The sequence below is a fragment of the Paraburkholderia pallida genome (genome assembly GCF_004524855.1).
Classification (GTDB): Bacteria; Pseudomonadota; Gammaproteobacteria; order Burkholderiales; family Burkholderiaceae; genus Paraburkholderia; species Paraburkholderia oxyphila.
The window spans coordinates 573,098-599,123 of record NZ_CP038149.1 but is presented as its reverse complement, the minus strand read 5'-3'; the positions used below and the strand labels follow the sequence as shown (position 1 = coordinate 599,123).

Sequence of the window (26,026 nt, the reverse complement as noted above, 5' to 3'; positions counted from 1 at the left end):
AGGCCAGAGAGGCAGGTCACTATTGGGTTTGCCGAGATTGATCGACCGACTATCCAATTTCGAGATAGTAGATATCCGTCGCGCAAACTTGTTAGTGGCACACCACCAGCGTCGGACGCTCACGGAGGTTGTTCCCGTTTACACGCCCCACCCGCCATTAGCCGTTGGCTTTTTCCGTTCCGGCAGACGCCGTTGAAGACGCGCGTATGCGCATGATGGGTTGGCGCGAGGTGTCGAAACGCCGCGCGATCTCGCTCACCGAAACGCCCTTGTCGAGCAGGCCGATGACGGCTCCCCTGTCCGTCGGCGAGAGTGAGCCCGGCCGCCCCGTGTGCCGTCCCCATTTCAGTGAAAATCTTGCGGACGCCGGCTCTCAATGATCGCCTGCAGCGGTTCGGCACAAAGCGGCTGACGTGACGACGAGCAGGCGCTCGGACATCGCGCATATCTGCACCGACGAAGGATGGCTGTACCAGTCGGTCGTTCTGGTGCTGCCGTCCGTTTTGCGTGCCCGACGCCGGAACAGTGCGAGGCGTGGTCAACGCCGCCAGGGCACGCACGATGCTTCCTCCATACGCGTGATAGACCTGATCAGGAGGCTGACATATGAGCGACTACGCAGGACGAACGCGTGGCACTACGCAAACGTGCGAAGCAACGAGCCCAGGAGCCGCCCGGCGGCGAGATGGCCGTGCCCGGCACCGAACCGGACCGCACCCACAGCAGCGGCGAACTCTCCGAGTGTGGCAAGGAAGTCTGGCGCAGAGGCGCGGGACTCGACGGTGGAGGGAAAACGCGCTGAGGCGTGTCGCGCTGTATAAGGCGACGAATCTTCCGCGTAGCGGGCCGCTTGCCGGACTCCGTACCCACGGCGCGCGCGGCATGGCAAATGCGTATGACGTTGCACTGCCGTAACACCCACGGTCTCAGATCCACGACACGTCCGCCATTGCGGTTTCGACACAGCGGAGTTCTCGTTGATCAGCCGGCTCCGGGCACGGGTCTGCCTTGGTTGGCCAATGGCCCCATTCCCGGGAGCTGCAGATCGGAAGCCTCGTTCGGCACAAACGCATCCTCAATGTCGTGTAAGGCGTTGCTGCGCTCGAAGTGCGCCACGGCGCGCGTGGGGGCTGGTACGCCGAAAGCTGAAGTGATTAGACATGCTAACCGGATCAGACTTTCCCTTGCGCCCGGCCGTGTTTATCGACAGGGACGGCATGCTGCTGGAAACCGTCCCGTACAACATCGATCCGGCTCGTATGCGCCTCGCGCCGCGCGCTGTCGAAGCACTCGCCTTGCTGGCGGGCGCGAGGTTTCGGCTGGTTATCGTGAGCAGCCCGCGCGGCGCACGCATGCTATTGCTGCAGGCCGCGGCCCGGCCTGCTGTTGCGGGCAGGCAGCGAGTGCCGCGTCAATCTCGATCGCAGCTGGATAGTCGGAGACGTGCTCGACGACGTTGAAGCTGGCAACCGCGCCGGCTGCCGCTCGATCCTTGCCGATTGCGGCAACCTGACCGATTGGCAGAGCGCTCCGGCACGACTGCCCTACGCAATTGTTTCGGATCTCTATGAAGCTGCACAAGTCATCGTCGAGCACGATGCCTACGAGTGCAAAACCATGCGCTGGACTCATTGGACTCATGAGACGAGGCCGCCATGAACGGTACGTCCGGCGCCATTGCTCCGCGCGAAGCACATAACTGGAAGCCCGGCGATCAATGGGGCGTGTTCCATTCGAGCATCGTCACCCGTTTGCCGGGCGAATGGCTTCGCTCCAGGCGCGCGAATGCGTCCTGCACGGCGTCGATATCGAAGCACGCGTCCACCCGCACCTTGATCGCATTGTGCCGATAGGCATGCTCCTTGCGGCAACAGATTTGGCGGAACAGACGTTTTGTGTCGCCTACTCGCCAAGCGCGCTCTGCTTGGCAAATTCACCCAGGTGAGCAACGGTTAAATGAGCCTGGGTATCGGAGGCAATCATGCTGTACGAGTACGGCGGCTGGTTTATCGATGCAACACCGGATATTTCCATTGGCAAGTTCTTTGCTCACGTACGCCTGACGCGAGTCTCACAGGTCGACGGCGACGAACCAGAATTACACATTGAACGCGATATAGCCTGGTTTGATAGCGAGAACCAGGCTGTAGAGTGTGCGCACCAGTGGGCGATCGAGTGGATCGACGAGCGCTCAGGCAAGATCGGCCGCGCGCAAACGCTCCATGTCAATCGCTCAGGGACGTCACGGCCACGACAGGCCAGGTGACGAGCCAAGGAACACCAGCAACGGTCCGGCGGGCTGACCGCGCCGCCTGCAAGACCGAGCGCGCCCACGAGGAGAGCGCCGACGCGATGCTGCGCCCAGGCGCCCGGGCCACGCAGAAGTATCAGGCAAGCGCTCCAAACGCCAGAACCATCAGGGCGATCGAGCCAGTTAGCAGGCGGGTGAGTGCCACGTTGCCCTCCCGCAGACCGTCGTGCGATGGCATTGTATTCGCCCCAATTCGTTTGCTCAGGCGCGCTTTAGCACCGTACCCGAGCGCTTGCAATTTTGTGCGCGGTGTTTGTCAATGTATTCGTCGAATCGTTTGCTCGATACAGAACAGCCAAATGCTTGTGTACCGTCTTAGACCAGATTTGTCCTGAAATTTCGACTTTTGGACAACTCGGACATGCACTTTAACCTTCCCTGGTGTAGGCTTCATACGGTCTTTTCCCGGCTACGACAGTCACGAAAAGGTAACGAAAATGGTCATTCAACGTCTTTCTATCCGTGCGTGCAGGGGCACGCTCCAAATCGTTCCGATATGGCAAATCCTTGCGAAAAGCGGCGCAAAGGTGTGTCGCTGGACCGTGAGCGTCGATCGCAGGACGGGCGTAGAGTCGATGACCGTCGACATTGCAGCTTCCGGGCCTCAATGCGCGGCCGACATCATCGCAATGCTCAGCAAGGATCCGTTGAACATGATGGTCACCCCGCTTCCTGCAGCCGTGGTGTCCGATCATGGAGCCCTGGTATGACGATGCGTGCAGTGCAGCTGATCATGCCCGAGTGTTAGCCCAAACCCGGCTCAACGTTTGACGCGCTCAGGGGATAGTCGAGCGCGCTGTCTCATTGCTCCGCAATCTGCAGAGAACACATCTCGTCTCTCTCGCCGCGGCCGTTCACAGGCGCCTGCCTGAGCGCTTTGTTGGCCGCGAGCAGCCGCAAGCCCTGGTGACCCTGTGAGGCAACCACCGGCTCGATATAACGCTGGAATCCGGCGAGCACGACGAAGCTGTTGATGAGGCTCTGTCGCACTTCGGCGGCCAACGCCGGGTCCGCTCCCAACCTTTGAAGCCTGGTGAGGTGATGTACGCATGCAATGGGGCTGAGAAAGGCGCTCGCGGGATGCGCGATTTACCTCCCGGTTTGATGGTGAACGAAGTGCAAAGCTCGGCCGCCCAGCTCGTCGTCGCCATTCTTCGAGGACTGGCTGTTCAACGACAACCGAAAATTTCAGCTACTCGCGTTGCATCGCGCGATCTGCCTTTTCGCCTCGTCTACGACGCGCTGCGACGCGAAGCCGAACTTCGTTCTCAGTGCCTTGAGCGGCGCCGATGCGCCGAACGTATGCATTACGATCTGGGCGCCGAGCCGCCCGGCGTAGCGGTCCCAGCCGAGCGTCGCGGCCTGCTCGACGGCCACGCGCGCATGCACGGCGGGTGGCAGCACAGCATCCTTGTATGCCTCGTCCTGTCGTTCGAAGAGGTCCCATGACGGCATCGACACCACGCGCGCATGGATGCCCTCGCGCGCAAGCGTTTCGTAAGCGTCGATGCACAGCGCCACCTCGCTGCCCGTCGCGAGCAGCAGCACCTCGGGCCGCTTGCCGGCGGGCGGGTCGGCCAGCACGTAGGCGCCGCGCCGCAGACCTTCTGCGCTCGCATATTTCGCGCGGTCGAAGGTCGGCAGCGGCTGGCGCGTGAGCACGATGCAGGCCGGCATGCGCGGCTGCGCGAGCACGACACGCCATGCCTGCGCCACTTCGTTGGCGTCGGCGGGCCGCAGCGTCATGAGGCCGGGCACGGCGCGCAGCGAGGCAAGCTGCTCGACGGGTTGATGCGTAGGGCCGTCTTCGCCCACGCCGATCGAATCGTGCGTGAACACGTAGACGACGTTCAGTTCCATGATTGCCGCGAGGCGCATCGGTGGCTTCATGTAGTCGCTGAAAATGAGGAAGGTCGATGCGAACGGTATGAGGCCAGAAAGCGCGAGGCCATTCGAGACAGCGCCCATGCAGTGCTCGCGTATGCCGTAGTGCAGGTTGCGGCCTGCGTAGCTGCCGTGCTCGAAGCTGCCGGCCCCCTCGAATTTCAGCGGCGTTTTCGTCGATGGCGCGAGATCGGCCGCGCCGCCGAGCAGCCATGGCACGCGGCTCGCGATGGCGTTGAGCACCTTGCCCGACGACTCGCGTGTCGCCATGCCTTTTTCGTCGGCTTCGAAGCTGGGAATGTCTGCGTCCCAGCCGTTGGGCAGGCGACCCTCGAGCATCAGGCTCAGCTCCTTCGAGAGCTCCGGGTGACTTCTGGCATAGGCATCGAAGCGTTGCAGCCACGCGTCGTGCAGGGCCTTGCCGCGCGCGCCCATGATGTGGGCGAAGTGCTCGCGCACGCCATCGGGCACGAGGAACTGCGCGTCCTCAGGCCACCCGTAGGCGCGCTTCGCAAGCCGCACTTCCTCTTCGCCGAGCGGTTCGCCATGCGCCGCCGCCGTGTCCTGCCGGTGCGGCGCGCCCCAGCCGATGATGCTCTTCACGACGATCAGCGTCGGCTTGTCTGTCACACGTTTCGCTTCTTCGAGGGCAGCTTCGAGCGCGTTGGCGTCGTTGACGTCGTCGACGTGCAGCGTGTGCCAGTGGTAACCGCGAAAGCGCGCTTCGACGTCGTCGCTATAGGCGAGATCGGTGTGTCCTTCGATCGTGACGCGATTGCTGTCGTAAATCCAGATCAAATTGGAAAGCCGCAGATGCCCGGCCAGCGACGCCGCTTCATGCGAGACGCCTTCCATCAGATCGCCGTCGCCGCATAGGGCGTACACGCGATAGTCGAACAGTGCGGCATCGGGGCGATTGAAGCGCGCCTCGAGCCAGCGCTCGGCCATCGCCATGCCCACGCTATTGCCAAGGCCTTGGCCCAGCGGCCCGGTGGTGGTTTCGACGCCGCTCGTCACGCGATATTCGGGGTGGCCCGGCGTCACGCTGTCGAGCTGGCGGAACTGCCTGATGTCGTCGAGCGAGACGGCGGATTTGCCGGTTGGCTTGCCATGCGCGTCCACGGCCTTCACGCCCGAGAGATGCAGCAGCGAATACAGCAGCATCGAGGCATGGCCGACCGAAAGCACGAAGCGGTCGCGGTTGGGCCACAACGGCGCGTCGGGATCGTAGCGCAGGTGGTATTGCCAGAGCCGGTAGCCGAGGGGGGCGAGCGCCATCGGTGTGCCGGGGTGTCCCGAGTTCGCTTTTTGCACGGCGTCCATCGACAAGGTGCGGATCGTGTCGATGACGAGACGATCGAGATCGTGCGAAGACTGTGGGGCGGTTTGGGCGTGTGACATGGGCGGCGGCTCCTGGCAAGACTCCTGAAAATTGCGCGCCGCGGACCGGGACAGGCGCGGCAGCGAACAATCTCGCAAATTCGGTGCCGCGCCGTCCGTGGTGAGTCGTCAATGCACAGGCACAAGCCGTGCGCGACTTCGGATATCTGAGGGAGGGTACGTGATGAAACCTGTGACGAATGTAACGATTCTGATGGCGCTCGTGGCGGGCGCCGCGCTCGCCACGGCCAGCGCGGTCTACGCGGAAGACTATGCACCGCAGCCGAGGTATGAAGAGCCTGCTCCCCCACCGGAGCATGGTGCCGCGATCACACTCGGCTGGCACGGCGACCGCTATTGGGACGGCCACCGCTACTGGGAGCACGACGAATGGATGCACCGCCATCCACATGATCCCGGCCCGCAGCACGAGCAAGCGGAGCGCAGCTACTGAAAGCGCGCCTTGATGCACAACATGACCTCAGCCGCGAACGGCGGTTAGCGGTACCAAAAAACAGCAAGGCGGCACGGCGTATGCGGCGGTCGATGATGCGGCGGGTGTCCGGGAAAGCCGCTTTCCCGGACACCGGTCGGCACGCGTTGACGCGCATGCTCCATACCTGGTGGCCGGCTTGCCCCTGGCCGTCATGCAACGACATTACGTGTAATCGCTACAAACCGGTGCCGACGTGCTTCTTTCCCGGCACGCCATATGATTGCGATCACAACGTTATCCGAGCGCAACGTCCATGCCCTGTGCGGCCCTCAAAGCGCCTGGTGCCATTCGACCATGGCCACGAGCTTGCCGTGGGAATGCCCGCGCTCGAGCCGCTCGAAAGCGTCGTTCACGGCGCTGAAATCGACGCGCTCGGCCACCTCCACCTTGATCGCCCCCCGGTCGACCAGCGCGACGATGTGCTCGAGTTGCGCGCCATCCGGGCGCGCGGTGTAGCGCACGGCGCATGCGCCACGTGCGGCGGCTTCGATCTGCGACGGCTCGTCGAGCGCCGAGATCAACGTGCCGCCGTGCTTGAGTACGCTCCACGAGCGCGCCTGCACTGCGCCGCCCACGAGATCGAAGACGAGATCGATCTCGCTCGTGAGGTCCTCGAAGGCTTCGTGGCGATAGTCGATCGTCTGTGCCGCGCCCAGCGCGCGCAGTACGTCGTGCGTGGGGGCCGAAGCCGTAACGCTCACGTGCGCGCCGCAGTGTCGCGCGAACTGGACGGCAAAGCGCCCGACGCTGCCGCTCGCGCCGTGGATCAGCACGCGTTCACCGCGCTTGAGCTTGCCGTAGTCGAACAAGCCCTGCCATGCCGTGAGCGCGGCGAGCGGGAGGGCCGCCGCCATGGCGACGGCGCCTGCGCGCGGCGCGTTGGCGAGCGCACTGGCGGAGACGGCCACGAAGTCGGCCAGCGCGCCTGGGCCCTGGCCCACGAACGCGCAGACGCGCGTGCCAGGTTCCCACCCCGCAGCGCGCGGATTGCCTCTCGCAACGACACCGGCGACGTCGCGCCCCAGCGTAAACGGCAAATCGTGCTGCGCGACTGCCGGGTAGCGCCCGTGCAGCGTCTTCAGATCCACGGGATTGAGCGCAGCAGCTTGCACTTCGACCAGCACCTCGTCGCCGTACAGCAGCGGAACAGGGGTGCTTTCGCAGCTGAGCGCTTCGATCCCGTCAAACCGGGTAACGCGCCAGGCGCGCATCATTTCGGGTAACGCTTGTTGCAGCTGTTCCATCGAAGTCCCTCCGCAAGACAAGAGCCACGCGGACATCTGCCAGCGCGCGGCGTGCGCGCATCCCATAGGGTTTTCGCAAAAGCCACGCCTGCTCGGCGGGGCAAACTCACTCGCTCTGCACGGGCCCGAGCGCCTTGCCAAAGCAACGCACGCCGTCCATGCCGATGTATTCTCCGAACGCATCGACCGATTGGTAGCCATGCTGCTCAACCTCCATGCCGCCCGCCTGTCGCAGCACATGCGCGACCTGTTGCTGAGTCTCGGGACTCACATGGACGGCCACGAGCACGTTCGATACGTGCGGCTTCGGCGTGCCGTCAGGATCGTGCCTGATATCGTGCTGGCGCGTGCGAGCGCCGCCGCACGTCTGCCCGAGCGCGCCCAGCAGCGCGCCGATATAGGCGCCCACACCGGCGGCCACTGCCAGCACGAGCACCGAGCGTGGAGCGAATAGCGAGAACACTGTCGCGAACAAGAGCCCCACAATCGCCCCCACCGCCGCACCCGCTCCCGCGCCAGGCGACGCCCAGCGCGACTGCCGATCGTCAAAGCCGCCGCCGCCCACTGGAAAGCGCGCCTGCTGGGCGTCGTAGTTCACGTAGAGAAGCGACAGGTCTTCATCCGCGAAACCGTGGCTCCGGAGCCTGTCGATGGCCGTTTCGGCGTTGTCGAACGTCGCGAAGCGGCTCGCAACGATCAAAGACATGGCAATCCTCCTTGTGCGCTTCGGTCACACGCAAGCGCGGGCGATATCCCACTCAATTCGGATGCCTCAAAACCAGAAGCAATCTACGGGTCACGATGCTTCTATGACGTATCGAATCAGGACATGCCACTTAACGCAATGCACGTGCCCGCAGCCCGACAATCGACATGAGCGTCACGGCCATGACTTTCCGGTCTGCAAACGCCGCAGCATGGCCGCGCCGATGCGCTGGCGCGTGCTCCCATAACCTTCCCAAGGGTCACCTTCCAGCGTATCTAGCCGCTCGTGCAGATTCGCGATATTCCATTGGGCACCGCCGGTCGTGGTGTCGACTTCCTCCCAGCGCAGCGGCACTGATACGCCGAGACCGTGCCGCGCTCTTGGCGCATAGGCGGCAATCGTGCTCGCGCCGCGTGAGTTGCGCAGATAGTCCACGAAAATACGTCCCTTGCGATTCTGCGGACCCAGCTTCGCGCTAGAGGGTGTTAGGCACTTTCAGTCGGACCTGGTATCCTGGTGTGATGACACCACGCAAGCCATACCCGACGGACGTGACGGACGAAGAATGGAGCTTCGCCGTTGCGTACCTGACCTTGATGAACGAAGACGCACCGCAACGCAGATACGAACTTCGCGAAATGTTCAACGCGCTGCGCTGGATGGCGCGAGCCGGTGCCTCGTGGCGTATGCTGCCGACCAACTTTCCGCCGTGGGAACTGGTCTATCAGCAAACACAACGGTGGCTGAACGCGGGTTGTTTCGAGGCGATGGTCAACGACTTGCGTTCGGTGCTGCGTGTGGCTCAAGAGCGTCAGGGGCAACCGAGCGCGGTTATCCTGGATGGACGCACGTTGCAGTCCACGTGCGAAAGCGGCCCGCGTGCGGGTTACGACGGTTATAAGCGCAAGCGTGGCAGCAAGGTTCACATGGCCGTCGATACGCTGGGCAATCTGCTGGCTGTGCACATTACGCCGGCAAACGAGCAGGAGCGCGCGCAGGTGGCCGAGCTTGCCCGTCAGGTTCAGCGGGTAACGGGCCAGACAGTGAAGCTGGTATTCGCTGACCAAGGCTATACAGGCGAGGATGCGGCGCAGGCCGCGCGTGACGAAGGCATCGAACTGCAGGTCATCAAGTTGCCCGAGGCGAAAAAGGGCTTCGTGCTGCTGCCGCGTCGCTGGGTGGTCGAGCGCAGTTTCGGTTGGCTCAACCGGTTCCGGCGACTGGCTCGCGACTACGAGCGCCTGCCCGAAACCTTGGCAGGTCTGCACTTCGTCGTCTTCGCCATGTTGATGCTCGTTCATGCTGCGCCGATTATCCAAAGTTCCTAACACGCTCTAAAGCGCTCGGGCAGCCGCTTCGCCATTTGCTGCGCAACGGCGCGGGCGAACTCGCGCACCTCGTCCCAGCCCGCATGGCGCGCAAGCGGCACCACCACATGCAGCCCTTTGCCGCCGCTCGTCTTGCACCACGCGCGCAAGCCCAGCTCGTCGAGCAGCTCATGCGTCAGACGCGCGGCCTCGATCATGCGGCTCCAGTCGAGCGCAGGATCCGGGTCGAGGTCGAATATGATCCTGTCGGGCTTCTCGATGCTCGTCGTCAGCGCGTTCCATGTGTGCAGCTCGATCGCGTCCATCTGCGCCGCGCCCACGAGCGCTCGCGCGCTCTCCAGCGTCAGGAGCGGCGCGCGGCCGGGATCGAGGTCGGCGTGTCGCACGGCATGTGCGATCTGCGGCGGCTTCGCGTGCTTCTGAAAAAACTGCTCCCCGGATACGCCAGTCGGGGCACGGACAATCGCAACCAGCCGCTTGTGCAGATGCGGCAGGAGATGCGGCGCGATCGCCTCGAAGTAGTGCACGAGATCGATCTTGCGCAGGCCGCTTTGCTCGTCGATCACGCGCTCGGGGTGCGTGATGCGTACGGCCGCCACTTCGGTTTCGTCGCGCCCGGCGCGCGGGCGGCGATGAGTGGCCTGGAAGCCGCTCTCAATGATGGGTGTGGCTGTGGGACAAGGTTTTCTGGTTGGCGCGTTGTGGCACGCCAATCGGGGAATAAGGCAAAGGGAATACGGCGAGGCGAATGAGAAGCGCATCCGGCGGTAGCCGGATGCCAACGCCTATCCGTGTGGGGAAGCTGCGCTCACCGCCGCCTCATGCCGAACAACAGGCTCGCAAGGAATAGCACGACGAAAATGACGAAGAGGATCTTCGCGATGCTCGCCGCGCCCACCGCAATGCCGCCAAATCCGAAGAAAGCCGCAATCACGGCAATGATGAAGAAAACCAGTGCGTAATAAAGCATTTCATTCTCCTGAATATCTACCTCGCACAACACGCCAAAAGCGCCGCAGCCACCCGCGGCCTCGCCACGCTCCGGCACCTCGTGCTCGCCGGTTCGCAATGTGCGTGCCACGCTTGCACCGGACGCCGGTGCGGCGCAGGGCACACGCCGGCTTTTGCCACCTTACCCACTCGCGGCACATCGCTTGCAGGTGATGCTAATGCGTATCGAAAGAAGCGATACCAACATGCACACGAAGGCGGAAAAAAGCGTACGAACCCAGCGACGCCTTGGGAACTGGATGCCGCAGCAGGAAGACCCATGTACATGCTCGGCTGTTGTATGACGCGCATCGACTTCGGCAACTAGCACCGTCGTGTGCTGGGCGCGCGAGTTGCTGAAACGTCGACGCATCGTCCGATGCGCTCGCGCAGCCAACGCGCGACGCCCGACGATCGAACGATTCACGCTTCCCTTCTTCCATTCAGGAGCCCATCATGGCAATCAATCCCGATTCCTCAACTGGCGCGCGCATCGTCGGCAAAGGCAGCGAAACCGCTGCCGGACCCGGTCCCTATATCATGGCGGCCCGCACGCTGGACGGTGATCGCGTATTTAGTCTGGATAACGAAGAAATTGGAAAAATCAAGGATATCATGCTTGACGTCGAGCGCAGACGCGTCGCCTATGCCGTGATGTCGAGCGGCGGCTTTCTCGGCATTGGAGACAAGCTGCTGGCGCTGCCGTGGGCCGCGCTCACGCTCGACACGACCCGCAAATGCTTCGTGCTGAACGTGGCCAGCGAGCGCGTCAAGACCGCGCCCGGCTTCGACAAGGACCACTGGCCCTCGATGGCCGATGTCGGCTGGGCCACGACGCTCAACGAGTACTACGGTACGCGTGCGCACTGGGAGCGCGATCCGACGGAACTTCCACGTCGCTGATTGGCAGCGCCCAGACCCGGCGGCAATGCCGCCGGGTCGAACCGATGGACTTCCAGCGCCGCATGGCCGGGGCGCAGCTTCGCCACCCTTCACCACGACACACGCATCAGGCGGTTCCTGCTTGCCGCTTGCGCCGGAAGTAGTACTCCAGCGCATAGCCCGCGGTCGATCCGTGCAGCAACACGGAAATCGCGATCGCGTCGAGCACGACGGGCAGCGCCGGCCGCAACGCGTCGCCGGCTTGATCGATCCCCCACACCGCGTAGTAGAACGCGCCCACGCCTCGTATGCCCATCCACGCCATGAGGTTGCGCTGCTGCCTGTCCGCATGGGCGCCGGCCATCGCCCCGAGCACGGCTACGGGCCGCACGAGGAACACGAGCGCAAGCGCAAGCAGCAGCGCGCGCGGCTCCAGCATCTCGCGCCAATGCGCGGAGATCACACAGCCGATGATCAGCAGCAGAGAAAATTCGGCGAGCCGCTCGATCTCCAGCGTGAAGCCTGTCATGCCTTCGGCGAGCCATGCGTGCGCCCGCTCGGGATCTTTCGCGACTTCGCTGAGTTCGCCCAGCTGCACGTTTTCGAGCGCCTCGGCCGGGCGGCGCTCGCCGGTCGCGCGCAGTTCCGCATAACGCAGCGCGACGCCCGCCGCGAACACGGCGACGAACGCATAGGCATGCAGCAACAGCGCGAACCCATAGGTCACTGACATAAGCCCGATCGCGATGAAGCCATCGAGCCCCACGGCCTCGCCGTAGCGTGTACGCAAATGGAGCACGAGCCGCACGCAGAGCGTGGCCAGCACCGCACCGACCAGCAACGCCCCCACCGCGCCCCAGACAAGCGACGCAGCAAAGGAAGCCACGCTGTGCGCGGCGGCCACCGGAACGCCGCATAACGCGAGACCTAGCATCGCGAACGGCAAGGCCGCGCCGTCGTTGAGACCGCCCTCGCCCGAGAGCGCGAAACGCACCGGTTCCGCGTCTCCGGCTTCGTGCACGCGCAGTTCGTTGGCGAGCACGGGGTCGGTGGGCGCAAGCGCGGCGGCAAGAAACAGCGCGAGGCCCGCGGGAACGCCCAGCACCAAGGCCAGCGCGAACATCAGCGCGACGCTCAGCACCATGGCGAGCACGCCGAGCCGCAGCGGCAGCAACCAGAGCCGGTCGCTCAGCCGGATGCGCAGATGCATGCCGACCGAGAACAGTGAAATCACGAGACCGGCCTCGGCGACGACGGCGAGCGTACGCACGTCCTGCGCGAGATCGGCATGCACGAGGCCGAGGCAGCCCGGCCCCACCACGATGCCCACCGCCAGATAGATCATGGCGCCCGTGAGCGGCAGGCGTGCGATCGGGCCGCGCGCGAGCGCGATGAACATCAGCAGGACGCCGATGAGCAAAAACCAGGGGGCTTCGTACGCCATAGACCTGTTGACTCTCTGCTTCGTTGCGCGCATTCCGCTTACGCACGGTCTGTGCCCGGCGCGAAGCGTGTTTGAGATTTTCGGGGGATTGACCCGGTGGCGTGGCTTCGATTCGCGCACGGTTGCAAAGCCTACCTGTAAGACCTGAAATTTGGCAAACCAGATCCTCCTTCAGGAGTGCTATGCGGCGCCGTCAATGATGGAACGGCAATTGCGTGGTTGTGCGTGTGACCGTAGCGCTTCGCCTCGCGACACTTTCAAGTCGGTTGACGCGTCCAGGTCAACTGGAGCATGCGTCATGAACAAGCCGCCGCCAGGCATCGCACGTTTCGATTCCGCTGCCGCCATGGCACAGGCGCTCGCGAGCGCATTGCGCGGCGAGCCCTTTGCGCGCCCTGGCCAGTCGCCGATGCTCGACTTCCTGATGCCCGCCATTAACGCGCTGCCCAGAATTCCGCGCGAATGGGCTTATATCGTGGGCGGCATGAACGAGGGCATCGACCCGCGCCAGGCGAGGCAGCTCGATATCGAGCGTATCGCCCAATGGATCATCGGGCTCTACCCGCACGAATCCTTCGGATGTGCGTTCGTTGGCTCGTCCAATGGCGCCATGATTCATCTCGCTGCCGCGATGCGCGCTCCATGGCTGCCGCAAACCTTTTTGTGCCCAGTGCGTGCCACGTTCAGCGATCCCGACGATGCGCAGCGCTCGTTTTCCGAAGGCAATCGCGTGGCGGATGCCCTGCTCGCCGCCGATGAGCGTATCGCGGTTCATCAGATGCATGACCCCAATCAGGACCGCCTGATGTTGCACGCCATCCGCTACTTTCACCTCAAGCACCGCCGCCTTCCGCTCGCGTTTCGCGAGTTCCTGCTGCACACGCTCGAGCGAGGCGCCACACTCTACATCGTGCATTGCACGCGCGACTGGGCCGTCAGGCTCACGACCGAGCGCTCGTTCTATCAGTTCGGCGCAACGGGCGGCGCCACCGAAGACGAATATCAGCGCGGCGGCGAACGCGTGCGCACGTTCCTCGAGCGCCACCACAGCATGCGCTCACGCTGGGAGCCACCGGCCGCGAACTTGCGCGCGCCCGAGGCCGAATGGGGATTCGACACCGCCTTGCGCGGGGACCTCGCCGCGCTCGCCGCGTCGATGGACTGGCGCCTCGTCGAGATTCGCTTCGAGGAACCGGAGGCGCTGAGTTTCGCGACGGCGCACGTGTACCGACAATGGTATGAGGACAATGCCATCGTGGCGCGCCGCCTCATCGTCGACTCGTTCCTGCTCATGGATCCGTTGACGACGCTCAAGCTGCACGCGATACCGTTCTGGCTGATGTTCTGCGTTGAACCATCGGCGAACGCGCTGCAGCGGTTTCTCGACTACGGGCCGGAGATCGATGAGATCGATCTGATGCTGTTCTCGCCCGGCGTGCAAAGCATCGGCCTTGCACCGATCGATCGCTGGCGCGAGCTTCTCGATTACGCGGGCGGCGCCGGACGCTTTGCCGGCGTCGACACCGCTCGCTACCCGCGCGACTTCGCGACGTTCGGGCGACTCGGTCAGGCGCTCGCTCGACTGCAGCCCCGGCACGCCATTCCACCCACTCTCGGCCCGTTGCGCTTCGAGACGTTGCTACGCGAGCATGGCGCCCTTTTTAATGTGGAATGCGAAACGCTAGCGGAACCGGAAGCACCACCGGCAGGCGCCTTGCAGTGAGCATCGCCATATCCAGGAGGCAACACGAACCCCATACCGGTGGTTCAGCCCAACATGTTTGAGGCAGCGCGCTGGCGGCGCCTGCATTCCTTATGAAGCTTCGTGAGCGCCGCCTGCGCAGCGGCATCGTTCACGAATACGTCACGATGGTTCGTAAGAAGCCGTTCCGTGGCCACTGCATCGTTCAGCAAGCCAAATTTCTTCTGGATCTTCTTAAGCGATCTTAACTTCCCCTTGTAGCCGTGCGATGCCATGGGAGAAAAGAATTCCAGCAGATAGCGTAGTTTCTTCGCGCCCTTTCGCACATCATGCCAGGCGTCGTATTCCCGCTTGTCTGCCTTGCGTGCGCGACGGATGCGCTTCCCTAGCGCTTCGCGCGCCGCCAGTACCCGCTTGCGTGCGAAACGCGTTGCCGGCATGGACGCGCGTCCGGTCTTCAGGCCGGACTTCACTGCATTCAGTATGTCCGGCAACGTGTGCTTGAGATCTGCTGCGGACAACGTAGTTTCGGCGCTCTTGCGAGCTTTGCGGCGAGCGGCGTCAACGCGCTCTCCCTGAAACTCCCTATCTTCGGTGTCGACCAGCGTCATGGCAATATCCCAGTCGCGCGCCCCGCCCGCTGCAGCAGCCACGCGCCTGAGAAACGCGCGATCCCGCTCGACGGCATCGCGATCGAGCAGCGGCCGCCATGCCCACAAGAGCGTGCGCATGCGCCGCAATGCCACGCGCAGCGCGTGAAGGTCTTCGACGGTGGCATGACCGTGCATCCGGTGTTTGAGCACCTCGTTGACGAGGGGCTTGCCCAGTCGGGGAAAGAGTGTTCGCGCGTCTTCGCGCCGCGTCTCGCTTTGTCGGTCCGTGGTGTCCATCTTCGCCTCGATTTCGTTACGCTGCTTGATCAGCCGTGGCGCTTTCATGGTCCCTCCGTTCGCGCGTCTACTTGCAAAACGCAATCCCCGTTCCTTGCCGGGATTGCGTAACAGGTACGCGCGTTGCACACCCCTCTAGCGCACAATGCGCCGACCTGGAAAAGGAGAAGGAGCATGAACAAGGATCATGTGAAGGGCGAAGCAGAGAAACTCAAAGGGAAAGTCAACGAAGTGGCCGGGAAGGTGACTGGAAACAAGTCCCGGGAACTCAAGGGTGACGTTCAGCAAGGGGTGGGTGAAGCACGGAAGAAAGTCGGTGACGTGAAGGATGTCGTCAGAAAAGCCACCGATGGCGATATCGACGAGACCCCAGAATGAAGACGGGGGGCGTGGCGCTCAGGTTTATCGCACTTTGCGTGGCGCCCCCGCTCACGAGCAAAACAAACACGTGCGCCACCGTCATGCCGTTGGATGAGCGCACCCCAGTCCTCGCCTGTGCGTGCTCGAAATGAGCGGCCTTACGGGTGATAGGTCACGCAACGCATGTGCCCGCATAAATCGGTTGCTGTGCGCACCAAACGCTCGATCTCCTCCACAGCGCCGGGCTTGAGAAAGGGGTGGTCAAACCCGGCAATACGCGTTCGCTCACGGTCCTCGGCGTCCGCCCTTTGGGCATGTCGGTTGCGATCTTCGCCGTATGGCGCCGCCGCGCTGCTATTTCCGGAAGGAGACGGTCATGAGACAAGCCGTATTGGGCGTATACGACAACTGCGCGGATGCGCGTTCGGCGCAGCAGGCGCTACGCGATGCCGGGATGGTGCAAGCCGATGTTGCCGTCTATTCGATGTCAGTTGAGGCCCCAGCCGAAAAGGGGCCGCGTGTCTACGCAATCGGCGGTGGCGACGTTCGCGATCGCAAGGTCATATTCGATGAACTCGAGCACTTGTTTGCACGGATCTTCAAGAATAGCGAGTATCCGCCGGAAACCGAGGATTACCGGGAATTCGTTCGCCGCGGTGGAACGCTTGTCTGCGCGGATGTTTCAGACAGGGAAGTCGATGTGGCTATCGAGTTGATGCGCCGTGCGGGTGCAACTGACATTGAGGAGCGCGCCAACGCATGGCGGAACGCTTCCACGAAAACGGGCATGCCGGAACACGTGGCACGGCGGGCTAGCCTGGCGGACCGCGATGCCCCCGGACACTACGAACCGCAGCGCGCTGCGCCCACAGGCGGCTCTTCCGCCGCTGGCTCCACAGGCATGCAGAGCGCTCGCTATGCGCTGGACGAGCCGAAAGCCGCCGGCGTGTTCCAACAGGTCACGACTCGCACACAGCGGCGCGGGTCCCCGGGCACGGGCCTCGTGGGCGATCCCGTCATGGGGACCCCGCTTGACGACGATGATCTATACGACAGCGAATTTCGCAAGGATTATGACGCTCACTACGCAAACACGGGCGTGTCATACGACGAGTACCGCCGGGCCGATGCGCACGGAGCCACATTCGGGCAGGACGAGCGGTATCGCGGGTACGACTGGCAACAGGTCGAGCCCAGTGCCCGCAAAGACTGGGAGTCGCGCTATCCGGCAAGCGGGTGGGAGCGCTTCAAGGCGGCCGTGCACCATGGCTGGGAACGCGTGATCGGCCGCTGATGGTCCTCGCACGGTTGGGAAATCCAACGCGTCCGCCGATGCCTTTGAGGCTTTGACGCCGCAGGACGCACGCCTTTGCGCCGTTGTGCGTGACACTGCCGCGACTTTCGCGTGCGCGCGCTCGTCGGTTCTCGCCTCGGGCGTCGCCGCCATATGGCGCGATGGCTGTCTCGTGCGGTCGATTTGCGCCACGAAGCGATCGATATGCGTCAGGCTCTCGCGGATTTTCGGCGAGGCAGTCAGGCTATCTGCGTCGTAGCTCAAGCGCACGCCCGTGACTGTACCCACGCGAAAGCCGCGCAATTGCTGCGCCGGACCTCGGCTTGCGTGCGCCGAGAACGCGCGCCGGTCACGACCGGCTCCGGATATGCACGTCCCACATCATGCGTGGATCGAACGCATGCGAGGTCGCCATCGTGAGCGCGACGGCGAGCGCGAACACCGTGGCGCCAATCGCGGGCCGCGTCGAGGCCATGCCGCCGAAGTAAATCAGCCGCACGAAAGCGGCAATCGTAAAGACGTCGACATTCGACCATCGGCCCAGCTCGTCGATCCAGCGATACAGGTGCGCCTTCGCCCGCAAATGCCGGCGCAAGCGCCGCCGCACGGAAAGGATGAACCACCCCACGCCGATGATCTTGGCGACGGGAATGACGATGCTCATTACGCGTAAGCGCTACAACGCTTCCTGCGGCCCGCGTGCTCACGGTGTAACCCACGCGCCGGTCCTGCTGTGGCATCCAGCTTGCGCTGCTCCTGGACCGCGATGAGGTGCGAGGTCCACGAAGCCGCTCTGCGTACTACACAATCTGCACCTGAGCCGCCATCAGGAAATCAGCTGTGCAAGCGGTATCGCCACGTTGTCGCGCGAAGTTCCGCACAGCCAGATCGACTGGCACTGGCACCTGCAGGAAGTCGATCGCACACGGATACATGCGACTAACGCACTATTCGCGGGCAGGCTATCGCGGGCGCATCATCTACTGTGACTGCACTGACCGCGCTATGACCGCACTGACTGCGGACAGGACAGGACGCCGGGTGGCGGGTTACGCCGGGCGCTTCGCGCCGCGCCGCTGGCGCCGGAAAAAGTTCCACAGCATCGCCGTCGCGTTGGGGCCCTTGCCGGAATGAAATGCTTCACGAGGGTCGCCGCCGCTCCATGCATGGCCCAGGCCTCGAACGATGCAAACCCGCACGACGAGCCGGCCGCCCTTCAGATAGTCCAGGTAGTCCACCACGTCGCGGCTGTATGTCCGCTGCTCGCCAACGCGCAAGACGCCCTGCGTATCGACGAGCCGGTTCAGCCGCGCAAATTGGGCGCCAAGCTGTGCAGCGTTGCGCTTCGTGACGACGGCATCGAGTTCACCTTGGACGATGATGGCCGGCAAGCCAGGATAGCCGGCGACGTCCACGGACGTCTCTATCAGGCGCAGCGGATTTTCGCGGCTGCCCCCGCGCATGATGCGCATGGCCGTCAGGGTGGAGTTGGCGGCGCCGAATACCGGGCCCGAGTGCATGCCAACGGCGGCGAAGAGCGCCGGGTAATAAACGCCGAGCACTGCGGCGAGCCCGGCTCCCGCCGAGATCCCCGCCAGATACACGCGCTCGTGGTCGAAGCCATGCTCCTGAACGATCGCCGCGACGAGCGACGCTACGGCAGGTGCCTCGGAATGCATCGGATTATCGTGCCAGTGCCAGCAGCGGTGAGGATGTGCTGTCTTCGCCTGCTCGGGAAGCAACACCGCAAATCCGGCTCGCTCCGCGAGCCGGCAAATGCGCGTGCCGGCGGCAAACGACTCCGCGGTCTGCTTGCATCCGTGCAGCATCACGACGAGGGGCATCCCCCGCCCCGACATTGCGGCAGCCGGCAGATACAAGCCGTAGGCGAGATGGTTCACGAGACGCCCCGCGAGCGGCGGCGCGGAGTGAAACGAACGCAGCCACTCGCCCGCTGTCCGCGTCGATGGCAGGTGGCCAGTGCGCGGCGCGCTAACGCGCTTTCTTGCAACCGTGCGGGCAGTGCTGACCGCCGTTGGCTTGCGCGCAACGGCTTTCTTCTTCGACCGCGCTCCCATCAGGCTGGAAAGCAGGTCGAGACCTCCGGACCAGACGCCGGTTCTTTTCCTGGGCATGGACAAGGGCGAAGTCAATAAGACGTCAGTATAGAAGTCACGGCAAAATAATTTTGCATTATCCGAGGAAATGCAGTCCCTTCTCGATCGGGTTGGGCGACGCGTTGACCGATCAATCTCACTGGGTGTTTGAGATGGTGTTCGATGGATGCTGAGACGGGAAGCAAACGGACTGCCAAAACCGGCGTTCCAGGACTCGACGATGTCTTGATAGGCGGACTCACCGAGGGGCAGCTTTTTTTGCTGGAAGGTGCTCCCGGAACCGGCAAAACGACGCTCGCCCTTCGTTTTCTGATCTCCGGTGCGCAAGCGGGCGAACGCGGACTTTCCGCGACTGCGCAAACCTTATCAACAGCAGCAGCTGGTCGCGGAGATAGCGAAAGCGCTTTCCTCTACCCGGTCTGGATAACCAACCCGTTTCCCGGTTGGCCGTCTTCTTTACCACGACACCTTCTTTGGACAGTTCGAGCGACTACGGCGACTGCCGCCTACCCGGGCATAAACATGCCGGCAGCCGCGATTGCCATCAACAACGTGGCCATCCACCCGCCGGCTTTCAGGAGACCGGATATGGCAAACCTGCCCATGATCCGCCCGCTGCTGGCCATCAGCATCACGACGACCATCACCGGGACCGCAGCCAGTCCGTTGATCACCGCGCTCCAGTAAAGCGCCTTGACAGGATCCAGGTGAAAAAAAGTCATGCCGACGCCCCCGATGATCGCCACCGCAATGACCGAGTAGAACTCGCGTGCGAGCGTCAGATGCAGGGAAAGGCTGTTGCGCCATCTGAAGGCCCCCGCCGCGCCATACGCCGCGGAGCCAGCCAGCACCGGGAGCGCAAGCAGCCCGGTGCCCACGATGCCGGCGGCAAAAACCATCGAGGCAAAGCGGCCTGCGATGGGCGCCAAAGCCTGTGCCGCATCGGCGGACGTACGGATTTCTATATGATGGGCATGAAGCGTTGCAGCCGCAGTGAGCACGATAAAAAAGCCGACGCCATTCGAAATCCCCATGCCGATCCACGTGTCCGCGGCGATCCTGTCGATATGACGGTAAGCCTTGAATGACGAGACCCACCGCAGCGGACGCTCGCCAGGCTTCGAGCGAAGTTCCTCGACTTCCTGAGACGCCTGCCAGAAGAACAGGTACGGACTGATCGTCGTGCCGAGAACCGCCACGACGGTGGTGAGATACGCGCCGGAAAGACTGGCGCGCGGCCAGATCACGGATAGTGCGACCTGCCTCCAGTTCACCGGCACGACAAACGCGACCGCAACGTAGGCGAGCAGCACCAGGGTGAGCCATTTTAGAAAGCGCGCGTATCGATCATAAGGAAGCCAGATCTGCAGGATTGCAGACGATGCCCCCAGAGCCACCACATAAAGCTGCTGGGGCCCCTTCACGAGAAGATGGATCGCCGCCCCCATCGCTGCCAGGTCTGCGGCAATGTTGACGGTGTTCGCGCCCGCGAGAACCAGCACCATTGCGATGACCAGCCATTTCGGTCCGAGTACCCGCATATTGGAAGCGAGCCCCTTCCCGCTCACGCGTCCGATTCGTGCACTGATCATCTGGATGGCGACCATCAGGGGATAGGTCAACAGGAGCGTCCACAAAAGCGTGAGGCCGAACTGGGCCCCGGCTTGGGAATAGGTGCCAATGCCGCTCGGATCGTCGTCCGCCGCCCCGGTCACGAGGCCAGGCCCGAGCCGGGACAGCCACGAGCGCTCCGTTTGATCGGTAACCGAAACTTCCGGCTCGAGTCTATCCTGGTCAGTCACGGACACGCCCTCTCAAGGATGCCGCCGGAGCAAGCGGCAGCTGACTTCAGCAAACGCCGTGCCACGCTTGCTCGTAGCCTCGCGGTTCTCTCGCTGACCGTGTGGGTCATGAAAGGCAGCCAGCCCCCGTGGCAGATGACGGCGATGAGCTTGTGCGACGCGTTTGCCCGCTTCACGAAAGACTGGGCCTCCGGAATCAGCCGGATTGCGCCCGAGTTCACGACGCCGCCGGGGAGAACGACCGCATCATAATCGTCAGCCTGTGCATCGGCGAACGTGCGATCCACGTTGACCTTGTTGCCGAGATCCACATGCCGGATACCGTGAATCGCACCAGACTTTTGCGAAATCACGTCAACTTCGATTCCAGCCTCCTTGAACGCACGCTGCGGCTCGGTAAGCTCCACTTCTTCGAAACCATCGACCGCCAGGATAGCGACGCGGTACTTCTTCATCTAGCTGGTCATTGCATCTTCTCCTCATTCAGTGGGGGCCGCATTGGCGCGTGAGTCGGGACTCGTAGTCTGGCTTCCTATGTAATCGCGAATTGAAGACACTGCGCACCGGTGCTCATATGCGAAGCACGCAGGCCGCGTGCCGTAGAAATCGATGGGCTGCGCACGCATAGAGCCGCCTCTTTACCGGTTCATCGGCTGCAAGCCCTATGCCGGTCCGCAGCGGTTGTGCGCGCGGAATGGAACTTGCGTGAACCCATGCAGAGCGTTCGAATGGCCTCGGGTCCCGCGTCACATCCGTGCAGTCCCGCCGGCGGCGAGCGTAGTCAGCAGATACTCATTGTCAGGTGGAGGAATCCATGTCACAGATCATCGCAGCCCGTTTTACGACGTTTCACGCCGCCGAGACGGCCAGGAAGCGATTGCTGACGAGCGGCCTGATCGAGGAGGATGTTGCCGAATTCCATGTGAACCCGGGCGGCGAACATGCACGCTATCCGATCGGTGGAGACGAGTACGCGGACCCGCAGGCGCGGTCCGCCGGGCTCTGGGCAACCGGCGGCGGTGCGCCAGGCGCGGTCGTGGGAGCGGCAGTAGCGGCCGTGCTCGCCTTCTTGCTATTTCACGCGTTTCTTGTGCGGGCGGCCTCAACACTAGTGGGCGCGTACATCGGTACTCTGATCGGCGCTTTGCTGCTGACTCGCGGTGGCAGCCGCGCCAACGAGCCTGGCTCCAGGGCCAGGCCGCACGAACGCGAATCCGGCGTACTCCTGGCAGTTCACGTGAATTCTGGCATGCAAGCGCGTGCAGTCCGTGTTTTACGGGAAGCAAACGGTCAGGATGTCGAAATAGCTGCCGGTCTCTGGAAAGATGGCCGGTGGACCGATTTCGATCCGACACGCCGTGTGAAGCCACTCGACAGCGATGGTTCCGTGCCCACAAGCGGCACGACAAAGTACTGAAAGCCGCACCCGCAAACGAAGCACGCGCGTAATGTCAGGGGTCAGGGTGCTACACTGTGCTTCGCTTTGCGGAGTTCGAATTGGCAATCCGATCGTTTTGCGTGCGTCTCTGGTAATCATCGCCACCGCGGCGGTCGGTATCCTGAAGTCCACGCTGCTCGTCCTGTGTTTCATCACGGCCTCCCGTATGTCATACCGAAGCGCGACCCGGCACCGCCACGCGCATCGGCCCCACGTCAACGGCGAATGCATGCCTCATACCCGGCGGCCGGCGCGCGAGCCAACGCGCTGCTGCGCGGCACAGCGGTTGCTCATGCAGGGGAAGGCACTTAAACCACAAAGCAAGGAACAGGAGAGCGACGATGCCCGAACGCAAAGTCATCGAGCGTGCTCGCGCCGACAAGCGCGCAGGAAAATCGCCGAGCACGCAGGCAGGCGAGTTCGTCAAGGATGAAATCGACCGCGTACGCGCCGGCAAGCATGGCGTGCGCTCTGCGAAGCAGGCCATAGCAATCGGTTTGTCGAAAGCACGGCGTGCCGGCGTCGACCTGAAGCCTCCCGCGAAGGGCAAGACCAGCGAGGCCACACGCAAGAAGGCGGAACAGGATGTGGCAAAGGGACAAGGCAAACAGAAGGCGAGCGCCAGCAAGGAGTCGAGGAACAAGCGCTCGCGCACCACCACGGCCGTGATGCAGCGCGAGAGCAAGGAAGGGGCGTCGAGCGAAGCGATGTCGGCGCAATCGAAGAGCGCGGCTGCGCGCAGGCCGGCCTCGAGCCGATCGGCCGCGGCGAAGAAAGCCGCGCAAACCAAGGGCGCGGCGGGCCGCTCGGCGGCGGCCAAAAAGGCGGCGCAAACGCGTGCGGCGCGGGCGCACCTGGGGCGTCGCTAGCCCGGCCGCGGCCGACGCAAGAGTGTGAGGCCGCTGCGAGACATCGCGCTGGTGCGGGCGAGTGACGCTTGCGCGCCCCCTCCCTTGCGCGTCCCATTCAAGGCGCGCGCGCTCGCTGATCGCCACCGTGCTCGCCGACCAAGTGCGGCGCCATGAGATCTTCGATGCGCAACGTTACGCGAACTTCGCAGCGATCGCATAGGGCACGGCAGCGCCCATCGAGGCGAGGCCGCCCGAGAGCGAGCACTTCATGCCGCGCCGGATCTTGAGGTCGCGTGCGTCCCAGTTTGCGCAGGATCCCGAATCGCTCGTGAGGATCGTCTCGACAGGCAAGCGCGGCGAAAGCTCCGTAAACACGCGCTGCGGATTCACACGCCCGCCCGTGGCGGCGCGCGCGCGCTGCCATGCGCCGTGATGTGATGTGATCCCATTGTGACCAGTGCGTATGCACACGCGGATCTGATGAAAGCACCTGCGCCGGCGCCGCGCGAAGCGAAGCGCGATCAGGTCCGCAGCGGCTCGACCGTCTGGGTCGGATCGAAGTCGGCCCATTTCCCGTCTTGCCAGCGACCGTTGGCGCGCTCGACCTCCATGCCGCCGGCCTCCTCCAGCACGTGCGCCGCCTCCTGCTGCATCTCGGGGCTCACATGGACCGCCACGAGCACGCCCGATTCACGCGCCTTCGGCGTGCCGTCCGGGTCATGCCCGATATCGGGCTGGCGCCCCCGGCCACCGCCGCGCGTCTGCCACAGCGCGCCTGGCAGCGTGCCGACATAGGCGCCGACGCCGGCGGCCACCGCCAGCACGAGCATCGAGCGCAGAAAGAGCGCCGAGAACACGATCGCGAGCACGAGGCCCAGAATCGCGCCCGCTGCCGCGCCGGCCCCCGCGCCGAGCGACGCCCAGCGCGACTGCGGATCGGCAAAGCGGTCGCCGCCCACCGAAAAACGGGCGTGCTGCCCACCCGGATTCACAAAGAAAAGCGACAGGTCTTCGTCCACGAAGCCATGGCTATGGAGCCTGTCGATGGCCGCTTCGGCATGGTCGAACGTCGTGAAACGGCTTGCAACGATCACAGACATGACAAACCTCCCTCAGCTTCCCAATGCGCTGTTCGTGCGGGCTAACCCGCCTTTCCCATCCTGGCCACCCTGGCCGCCTGCTCAGGCATCCCCAACTCGAAAATAGCCGCTGTGCAGTATCACCGCGCCGCCGGTCTGCTCGATCGCCTGCGTGCATACCTCGCGGATGCGCGCCTGCCCGCGCGCGAACGCCTCGCGCAGCTCACCTTCGAGCGCCGAGCCCGCGCCGAAATGGTCTTCCAGCGCCTCGGCACTGATGCAGCAGTCAAATGTCTTGCCGTCCACAACAGCCACGAAGTGCATGAGCAGATTCGTGCCGTCGAACCGCGGCGGGTCACTCCGGTATTCGATATGCATGTCTACATCCTTGACGATGGCCAGAGGGAGTTCGTAGAACTTGCTGGTGTACGCGCTACGCCGCCGCCGACGATGCCAGCTAGCGAGCCGCCATGGCAGATCGCCGCAACCGGGTTGTGCGCGGCGTCAGCGGCGCGCACGAACTCCCTCTCCTCGGGAACCATCTTGATCGCGTCGCCGTTGATCACGCCGCCGGGCAGCGCCACACCGTCGTAGTCGTCGGCCTTCGCTTGCGCGAACATGCAATCCATCTTCGCGCGGCTGCCGTTGTCTACGTGGCGAAGTGCCCGGATCTCACCGCTCTTTTGCGAAATCACTTCGACCACGGCGCCCGCTGCAGAACGCGCGCGCAATGGTTCCGTCAATTCGGATTCCTCAAATCCATCAACGGCGAGAATCGCTATCTTGCAGTGCTTCAATTCGCTCGACATCACTGTCCTCCCTGAGTGGGTCCAAATCGCTCGACGCCCATCGGCTCCTGCGGCTGCCGCGCGAGATGCGCCTGCGGAGATGCGCCTGCGCGGGTGCGTTGCCCTGGTATGCGCAACCCACGTGCCACAGACGCGGCGACCAGGCATGCCAAAAGCACGAGGCCCGGCCGACATGGCCGCTGGCCCATCCGTGTCCCCGGGATGGCGCACGCTGCATGCCGCGTCGCCCGGCGGCGCGAGCGATGTACCCTGTTCGTGCACTCGAGCGCGCGGCGTACCGATGCAGCGCGGGTTCAGGGCTTGCGCAAGAGTGTCTAACAAGGTGCCAGAGAGGATCAGACGATGACGCGATCCGAGGCTGGCGCTGAGCGGAGGGTGGTCGAACAGATCATCTCGCGCCGCCTGGCCAATCGCGTCTCGCACTACATCGGCGTGGTTGGTGTAGTGCTTTGTTTCTGCGATGTAGCGAGGAACGTCGAACGCAATCCTAGCGAACTTTCTTCCGTCCGATCTGAAGATCACGACAACCGGCAGAGCAAGCGTGCCGATGAACATGTCGCGATGCCCCACCTCGCCCTCTTCAAGCGCAAGCCGAATTCGGCGTCGTGTTGCCGCCAGGCCGCCCGGCATCGATCGAGGCCGCCAAAGCCGTGCTGGCGTCACTGGCAGAGCAGTTGCCGGCCATGCTGGCAGACAGCCTGCAGGATCAGCTCTCGCGACTTCGCGCGCTGGACGAGCAGATCGCACGGATCGAACAGCGCAATCTCGAATGGCGCCGCGACGATGATGCATGCAGACGCATCTCCGAAATTCCCGGCGTCGGCGTGCTCACGACGACCGCCGCGGTATCGGTCATCGGCAGGCAAAGATGTTCCGCTCCGGTCGGGAATTTGCCGCCTATCTGAGCCTGGTGCCGCGACAGAACAGTCCGGCGGCAAGGTCAAGCTCGGCGGCATCAGCAAGCGTGGCGACGTGTATCTGCGAACGCTGTTGATTCACGGCGCACTAGTCTTAGCCGG

Annotated in this window: 26 protein-coding genes and 8 pseudogenes; 16 read left to right on the top strand and 18 right to left on the bottom strand. The window is 63.7% G+C overall.

From position 1 onward, the window contains the following. Window positions 1-157: 157 nt before the first annotated feature. On the bottom strand, window positions 158-349 hold the full coding sequence (locus E1956_RS47385; protein ID WP_134754550.1) for a helix-turn-helix domain-containing protein: 192 nt from the start codon (window positions 347-349) through the stop codon (window positions 158-160). A 282-nt stretch (window positions 350-631) separates the two neighbouring features. Between E1956_RS47385 and E1956_RS46165 the strand changes: the two genes are divergently transcribed. The 4 genes from E1956_RS46165 to E1956_RS47380 all read left to right on the top strand — a co-directional run bounded on the left by E1956_RS46165 (window position 632) and on the right by E1956_RS47380 (window position 3,021). Continuing rightward, complete coding sequence (locus E1956_RS46165) at window positions 632-802, top strand: hypothetical protein (protein WP_167760057.1); 171 nt, start codon at window positions 632-634, stop codon at window positions 800-802. Between the two features lie 584 nt (window positions 803-1,386). Next, on the top strand, window positions 1,387-1,659 hold the full coding sequence (locus tag E1956_RS47540; RefSeq protein WP_335929999.1) for an HAD hydrolase-like protein: 273 nt from the start codon (window positions 1,387-1,389) through the stop codon (window positions 1,657-1,659). 322 nt (window positions 1,660-1,981) lie between these two features. Beyond that, complete coding sequence (locus E1956_RS17920; protein WP_197732892.1) at window positions 1,982-2,266, top strand: hypothetical protein; 285 nt, start codon at window positions 1,982-1,984, stop codon at window positions 2,264-2,266. Between the two features lie 620 nt (window positions 2,267-2,886). After that, window positions 2,887-3,021: a hypothetical protein gene (locus E1956_RS47380; protein WP_256377787.1), complete on the top strand. Its 135-nt coding sequence runs from the start codon at window positions 2,887-2,889 to the stop codon at window positions 3,019-3,021. A 91-nt stretch (window positions 3,022-3,112) separates the two neighbouring features. Here the strand turns inward: E1956_RS47380 and E1956_RS17915 are convergent, their stop codons facing one another. Both E1956_RS17915 and tkt read right to left on the bottom strand, forming a co-directional pair. After that, window positions 3,113-3,313, bottom strand: a complete 201-nt coding sequence (locus E1956_RS17915; RefSeq protein WP_134751520.1) for a hypothetical protein — start codon at window positions 3,311-3,313, stop codon at window positions 3,113-3,115. A gap of 186 nt (window positions 3,314-3,499) precedes the next feature. Further along, window positions 3,500-5,596 carry a transketolase gene (gene tkt / locus E1956_RS17910; RefSeq protein ID WP_134751518.1) on the bottom strand — a complete coding sequence of 699 codons (2,097 nt, stop codon included), beginning with the start codon at window positions 5,594-5,596 and terminating at the stop codon, window positions 3,500-3,502. A 163-nt stretch (window positions 5,597-5,759) separates the two neighbouring features. Between tkt and E1956_RS17905 the strand changes: the two genes are divergently transcribed. Continuing rightward, a complete protein-coding gene (locus E1956_RS17905) occupies window positions 5,760-6,029 on the top strand; it encodes a hypothetical protein (protein WP_134751516.1) in 270 nt (89 codons plus the stop codon). Between the two features lie 311 nt (window positions 6,030-6,340). Here E1956_RS17905 and E1956_RS17900 read toward each other — a convergent pair whose 3' ends face one another. From E1956_RS17900 to ligD (E1956_RS17890), 3 genes and pseudogenes are all read right to left on the bottom strand, one after another. After that, window positions 6,341-7,315, bottom strand: coding sequence for an NADP-dependent oxidoreductase (locus tag E1956_RS17900; protein WP_134751514.1), 975 nt, complete (start codon window positions 7,313-7,315; stop codon window positions 6,341-6,343). Window positions 7,316-7,421: 106 nt separating this feature from the next. Further along, window positions 7,422-8,021: a hypothetical protein gene (locus tag E1956_RS17895; RefSeq protein WP_134751512.1), complete on the bottom strand. Its 600-nt coding sequence runs from the start codon at window positions 8,019-8,021 to the stop codon at window positions 7,422-7,424. Window positions 8,022-8,195: 174 nt separating this feature from the next. Then, window positions 8,196-8,498, bottom strand: a pseudogene (ligD, locus tag E1956_RS17890) (non-homologous end-joining DNA ligase LigD); the annotation flags it as partial. Between the two features lie 44 nt (window positions 8,499-8,542). Here ligD (E1956_RS17890) and E1956_RS17885 point away from each other — a divergent pair. Next, on the top strand, window positions 8,543-9,349 hold the full coding sequence (locus E1956_RS17885; RefSeq protein ID WP_134751510.1) for an IS5 family transposase: 807 nt from the start codon (window positions 8,543-8,545) through the stop codon (window positions 9,347-9,349). Window positions 9,350-9,351: 2 nt separating this feature from the next. On the opposite strand, the pseudogene ligD (E1956_RS17880) reads toward E1956_RS17885, so the two are convergent. Continuing rightward, a pseudogene (gene ligD / locus E1956_RS17880) lies at window positions 9,352-9,972 on the bottom strand (non-homologous end-joining DNA ligase); the annotation flags it as partial. A 185-nt stretch (window positions 9,973-10,157) separates the two neighbouring features. Continuing rightward, complete coding sequence (locus E1956_RS17875) at window positions 10,158-10,319, bottom strand: DUF1328 domain-containing protein (protein ID WP_134751505.1); 162 nt, start codon at window positions 10,317-10,319, stop codon at window positions 10,158-10,160. 476 nt (window positions 10,320-10,795) lie between these two features. Between E1956_RS17875 and E1956_RS17870 the strand changes: the two genes are divergently transcribed. Continuing rightward, window positions 10,796-11,242 (top strand): PRC-barrel domain-containing protein, encoded by a 447-nt coding sequence (locus E1956_RS17870; RefSeq protein WP_134751503.1) that lies wholly within the window; start codon window positions 10,796-10,798, stop codon window positions 11,240-11,242. A 106-nt stretch (window positions 11,243-11,348) separates the two neighbouring features. On the opposite strand, the gene E1956_RS17865 is transcribed toward E1956_RS17870, so the two are convergent. Further along, window positions 11,349-12,665 (bottom strand): cation:proton antiporter domain-containing protein, encoded by a 1,317-nt coding sequence (locus E1956_RS17865; RefSeq protein ID WP_134751501.1) that lies wholly within the window; start codon window positions 12,663-12,665, stop codon window positions 11,349-11,351. A gap of 298 nt (window positions 12,666-12,963) precedes the next feature. Here E1956_RS17865 and E1956_RS17860 point away from each other — a divergent pair, with 298 nt between their 5' ends. After that, window positions 12,964-14,388, top strand: a complete 1,425-nt coding sequence (locus E1956_RS17860; RefSeq protein ID WP_197732891.1) for a hypothetical protein — start codon at window positions 12,964-12,966, stop codon at window positions 14,386-14,388. Between the two features lie 44 nt (window positions 14,389-14,432). Here the strand turns inward: E1956_RS17860 and E1956_RS17855 are convergent, their stop codons facing one another. Continuing rightward, entirely contained in the window at window positions 14,433-15,305 is an 873-nt protein-coding gene (locus E1956_RS17855; RefSeq protein ID WP_134751499.1) for a CHAD domain-containing protein, read from the bottom strand. Between the two features lie 126 nt (window positions 15,306-15,431). Between E1956_RS17855 and E1956_RS17850 the strand changes: the two genes are divergently transcribed. Further along, window positions 15,432-15,635: a CsbD family protein gene (locus E1956_RS17850; RefSeq protein WP_134751497.1), complete on the top strand. Its 204-nt coding sequence runs from the start codon at window positions 15,432-15,434 to the stop codon at window positions 15,633-15,635. 373 nt (window positions 15,636-16,008) lie between these two features. Then, entirely contained in the window at window positions 16,009-16,911 is a 903-nt protein-coding gene (locus E1956_RS17845) for a hypothetical protein (protein ID WP_232071701.1), read from the top strand. A gap of 349 nt (window positions 16,912-17,260) precedes the next feature. Here the strand turns inward: E1956_RS17845 and E1956_RS17840 are convergent. Then, window positions 17,261-17,572 (bottom strand): annotated as a pseudogene (locus tag E1956_RS17840) (paraquat-inducible protein A); the annotation flags it as partial. 124 nt (window positions 17,573-17,696) lie between these two features. Between E1956_RS17840 and E1956_RS47725 the strand changes: the two are divergent. Further along, window positions 17,697-17,900, top strand: a pseudogene (locus tag E1956_RS47725) (DUF3564 family protein); the annotation flags it as partial. A 60-nt stretch (window positions 17,901-17,960) separates the two neighbouring features. Here the strand turns inward: E1956_RS47725 and E1956_RS17830 are convergent. Further along, complete coding sequence (locus tag E1956_RS17830) at window positions 17,961-19,046, bottom strand: extracellular catalytic domain type 1 short-chain-length polyhydroxyalkanoate depolymerase (RefSeq protein ID WP_134751495.1); 1,086 nt, start codon at window positions 19,044-19,046, stop codon at window positions 17,961-17,963. A 144-nt stretch (window positions 19,047-19,190) separates the two neighbouring features. Here E1956_RS17830 and E1956_RS17825 point away from each other — a divergent pair. Then, window positions 19,191-19,322 (top strand): annotated as a pseudogene (locus E1956_RS17825) (ATPase domain-containing protein); the annotation flags it as partial. Between the two features lie 212 nt (window positions 19,323-19,534). Here E1956_RS17825 and E1956_RS17820 read toward each other — a convergent pair. Both E1956_RS17820 and E1956_RS17815 read right to left on the bottom strand, forming a co-directional pair. Continuing rightward, a complete protein-coding gene (locus E1956_RS17820; protein ID WP_134751493.1) occupies window positions 19,535-20,830 on the bottom strand; it encodes an NRAMP family divalent metal transporter in 1,296 nt (431 codons plus the stop codon). Continuing rightward, a complete protein-coding gene (locus E1956_RS17815) occupies window positions 20,827-21,285 on the bottom strand; it encodes a DJ-1/PfpI family protein (protein WP_134751491.1) in 459 nt (152 codons plus the stop codon). Before E1956_RS17815 ends, E1956_RS17820 begins: the two co-directional genes overlap by 4 nt. 359 nt (window positions 21,286-21,644) lie before the next feature. On the opposite strand from E1956_RS17815, the gene E1956_RS17810 reads away from it, so the two are divergent. Further along, the gene (locus E1956_RS17810; RefSeq protein WP_134751489.1) at window positions 21,645-22,247 is read left to right on the top strand and encodes a hypothetical protein; all 603 of its coding nucleotides are present in this window, start codon (window positions 21,645-21,647) and stop codon (window positions 22,245-22,247) included. A gap of 362 nt (window positions 22,248-22,609) precedes the next feature. Next, window positions 22,610-23,137, top strand: a complete 528-nt coding sequence (locus E1956_RS17805) for a DUF6496 domain-containing protein (RefSeq protein ID WP_134751487.1) — start codon at window positions 22,610-22,612, stop codon at window positions 23,135-23,137. 177 nt (window positions 23,138-23,314) lie between these two features. Here E1956_RS17805 and E1956_RS17800 read toward each other — a convergent pair. The 4 genes and pseudogenes from E1956_RS17800 to E1956_RS17785 all read right to left on the bottom strand — a co-directional run. Continuing rightward, a pseudogene (locus tag E1956_RS17800) lies at window positions 23,315-23,518 on the bottom strand (thiamine pyrophosphate-dependent enzyme); the annotation flags it as partial. Window positions 23,519-23,640: 122 nt separating this feature from the next. Then, entirely contained in the window at window positions 23,641-24,219 is a 579-nt protein-coding gene (locus tag E1956_RS17795) for a hypothetical protein (protein ID WP_134751485.1), read from the bottom strand. Window positions 24,220-24,300: 81 nt separating this feature from the next. Continuing rightward, window positions 24,301-24,576, bottom strand: a complete 276-nt coding sequence (locus E1956_RS17790) for a DUF1488 family protein (RefSeq protein WP_134751483.1) — start codon at window positions 24,574-24,576, stop codon at window positions 24,301-24,303. 14 nt (window positions 24,577-24,590) lie between these two features. Then, window positions 24,591-25,007 (bottom strand): annotated as a pseudogene (locus tag E1956_RS17785) (DJ-1/PfpI family protein); the annotation flags it as partial. A 605-nt stretch (window positions 25,008-25,612) separates the two neighbouring features. Here E1956_RS17785 and E1956_RS47720 point away from each other — a divergent pair. Both E1956_RS47720 and E1956_RS47715 read left to right on the top strand, forming a co-directional pair. Beyond that, window positions 25,613-25,912, top strand: coding sequence for a hypothetical protein (locus E1956_RS47720; RefSeq protein WP_418789290.1), 300 nt, complete (start codon window positions 25,613-25,615; stop codon window positions 25,910-25,912). After that, window positions 25,870-26,012: pseudogene (locus E1956_RS47715) on the top strand (transposase); the annotation flags it as partial. The gene E1956_RS47720 and the pseudogene E1956_RS47715, both read left to right, overlap by 43 nt. Window positions 26,013-26,026: the final 14 nt, after the last annotated feature.

Bases quoted from the DNA above. Each gene is read 5' to 3' on its own strand.
- E1956_RS17895 (WP_134751512.1), bottom strand. From the start codon at position 8,021: ATGTCTTTGATCGTTGCGAGCCGCTTCGCGACGTTCGACAACGCCGAA.
- E1956_RS17805 (WP_134751487.1), top strand. From the start codon at position 22,610: ATGCCCGAACGCAAAGTCATCGAGCGTGCTCGCGCCGACAAGCGCGCA.
- E1956_RS17865 (WP_134751501.1), bottom strand. From the start codon at position 12,665: ATGGCGTACGAAGCCCCCTGGTTTTTGCTCATCGGCGTCCTGCTGATG.
- E1956_RS17810 (WP_134751489.1), top strand. From the start codon at position 21,645: ATGTCACAGATCATCGCAGCCCGTTTTACGACGTTTCACGCCGCCGAG.
- E1956_RS17790 (WP_134751483.1), bottom strand. From the start codon at position 24,576: ATGCATATCGAATACCGGAGTGACCCGCCGCGGTTCGACGGCACGAAT.
- E1956_RS17860 (WP_197732891.1), top strand. From the start codon at position 12,964: ATGAACAAGCCGCCGCCAGGCATCGCACGTTTCGATTCCGCTGCCGCC.
- E1956_RS17905 (WP_134751516.1), top strand. From the start codon at position 5,760: ATGAAACCTGTGACGAATGTAACGATTCTGATGGCGCTCGTGGCGGGC.
- E1956_RS17815 (WP_134751491.1), bottom strand. From the start codon at position 21,285: ATGAAGAAGTACCGCGTCGCTATCCTGGCGGTCGATGGTTTCGAAGAA.
- E1956_RS17875 (WP_134751505.1), bottom strand. From the start codon at position 10,319: ATGCTTTATTACGCACTGGTTTTCTTCATCATTGCCGTGATTGCGGCT.
- E1956_RS17870 (WP_134751503.1), top strand. From the start codon at position 10,796: ATGGCAATCAATCCCGATTCCTCAACTGGCGCGCGCATCGTCGGCAAA.
- E1956_RS17850 (WP_134751497.1), top strand. From the start codon at position 15,432: ATGAACAAGGATCATGTGAAGGGCGAAGCAGAGAAACTCAAAGGGAAA.
- E1956_RS17795 (WP_134751485.1), bottom strand. From the start codon at position 24,219: ATGTCTGTGATCGTTGCAAGCCGTTTCACGACGTTCGACCATGCCGAA.
- tkt (WP_134751518.1), bottom strand. From the start codon at position 5,596: ATGTCACACGCCCAAACCGCCCCACAGTCTTCGCACGATCTCGATCGT.
- E1956_RS17885 (WP_134751510.1), top strand. From the start codon at position 8,543: ATGACACCACGCAAGCCATACCCGACGGACGTGACGGACGAAGAATGG.
- E1956_RS17900 (WP_134751514.1), bottom strand. From the start codon at position 7,315: ATGGAACAGCTGCAACAAGCGTTACCCGAAATGATGCGCGCCTGGCGC.
- E1956_RS47380 (WP_256377787.1), top strand. From the start codon at position 2,887: ATGACCGTCGACATTGCAGCTTCCGGGCCTCAATGCGCGGCCGACATC.
- E1956_RS17830 (WP_134751495.1), bottom strand. From the start codon at position 19,046: ATGCCCAGGAAAAGAACCGGCGTCTGGTCCGGAGGTCTCGACCTGCTT.
- E1956_RS17920 (WP_197732892.1), top strand. From the start codon at position 1,982: ATGCTGTACGAGTACGGCGGCTGGTTTATCGATGCAACACCGGATATT.
- E1956_RS17855 (WP_134751499.1), bottom strand. From the start codon at position 15,305: ATGAAAGCGCCACGGCTGATCAAGCAGCGTAACGAAATCGAGGCGAAG.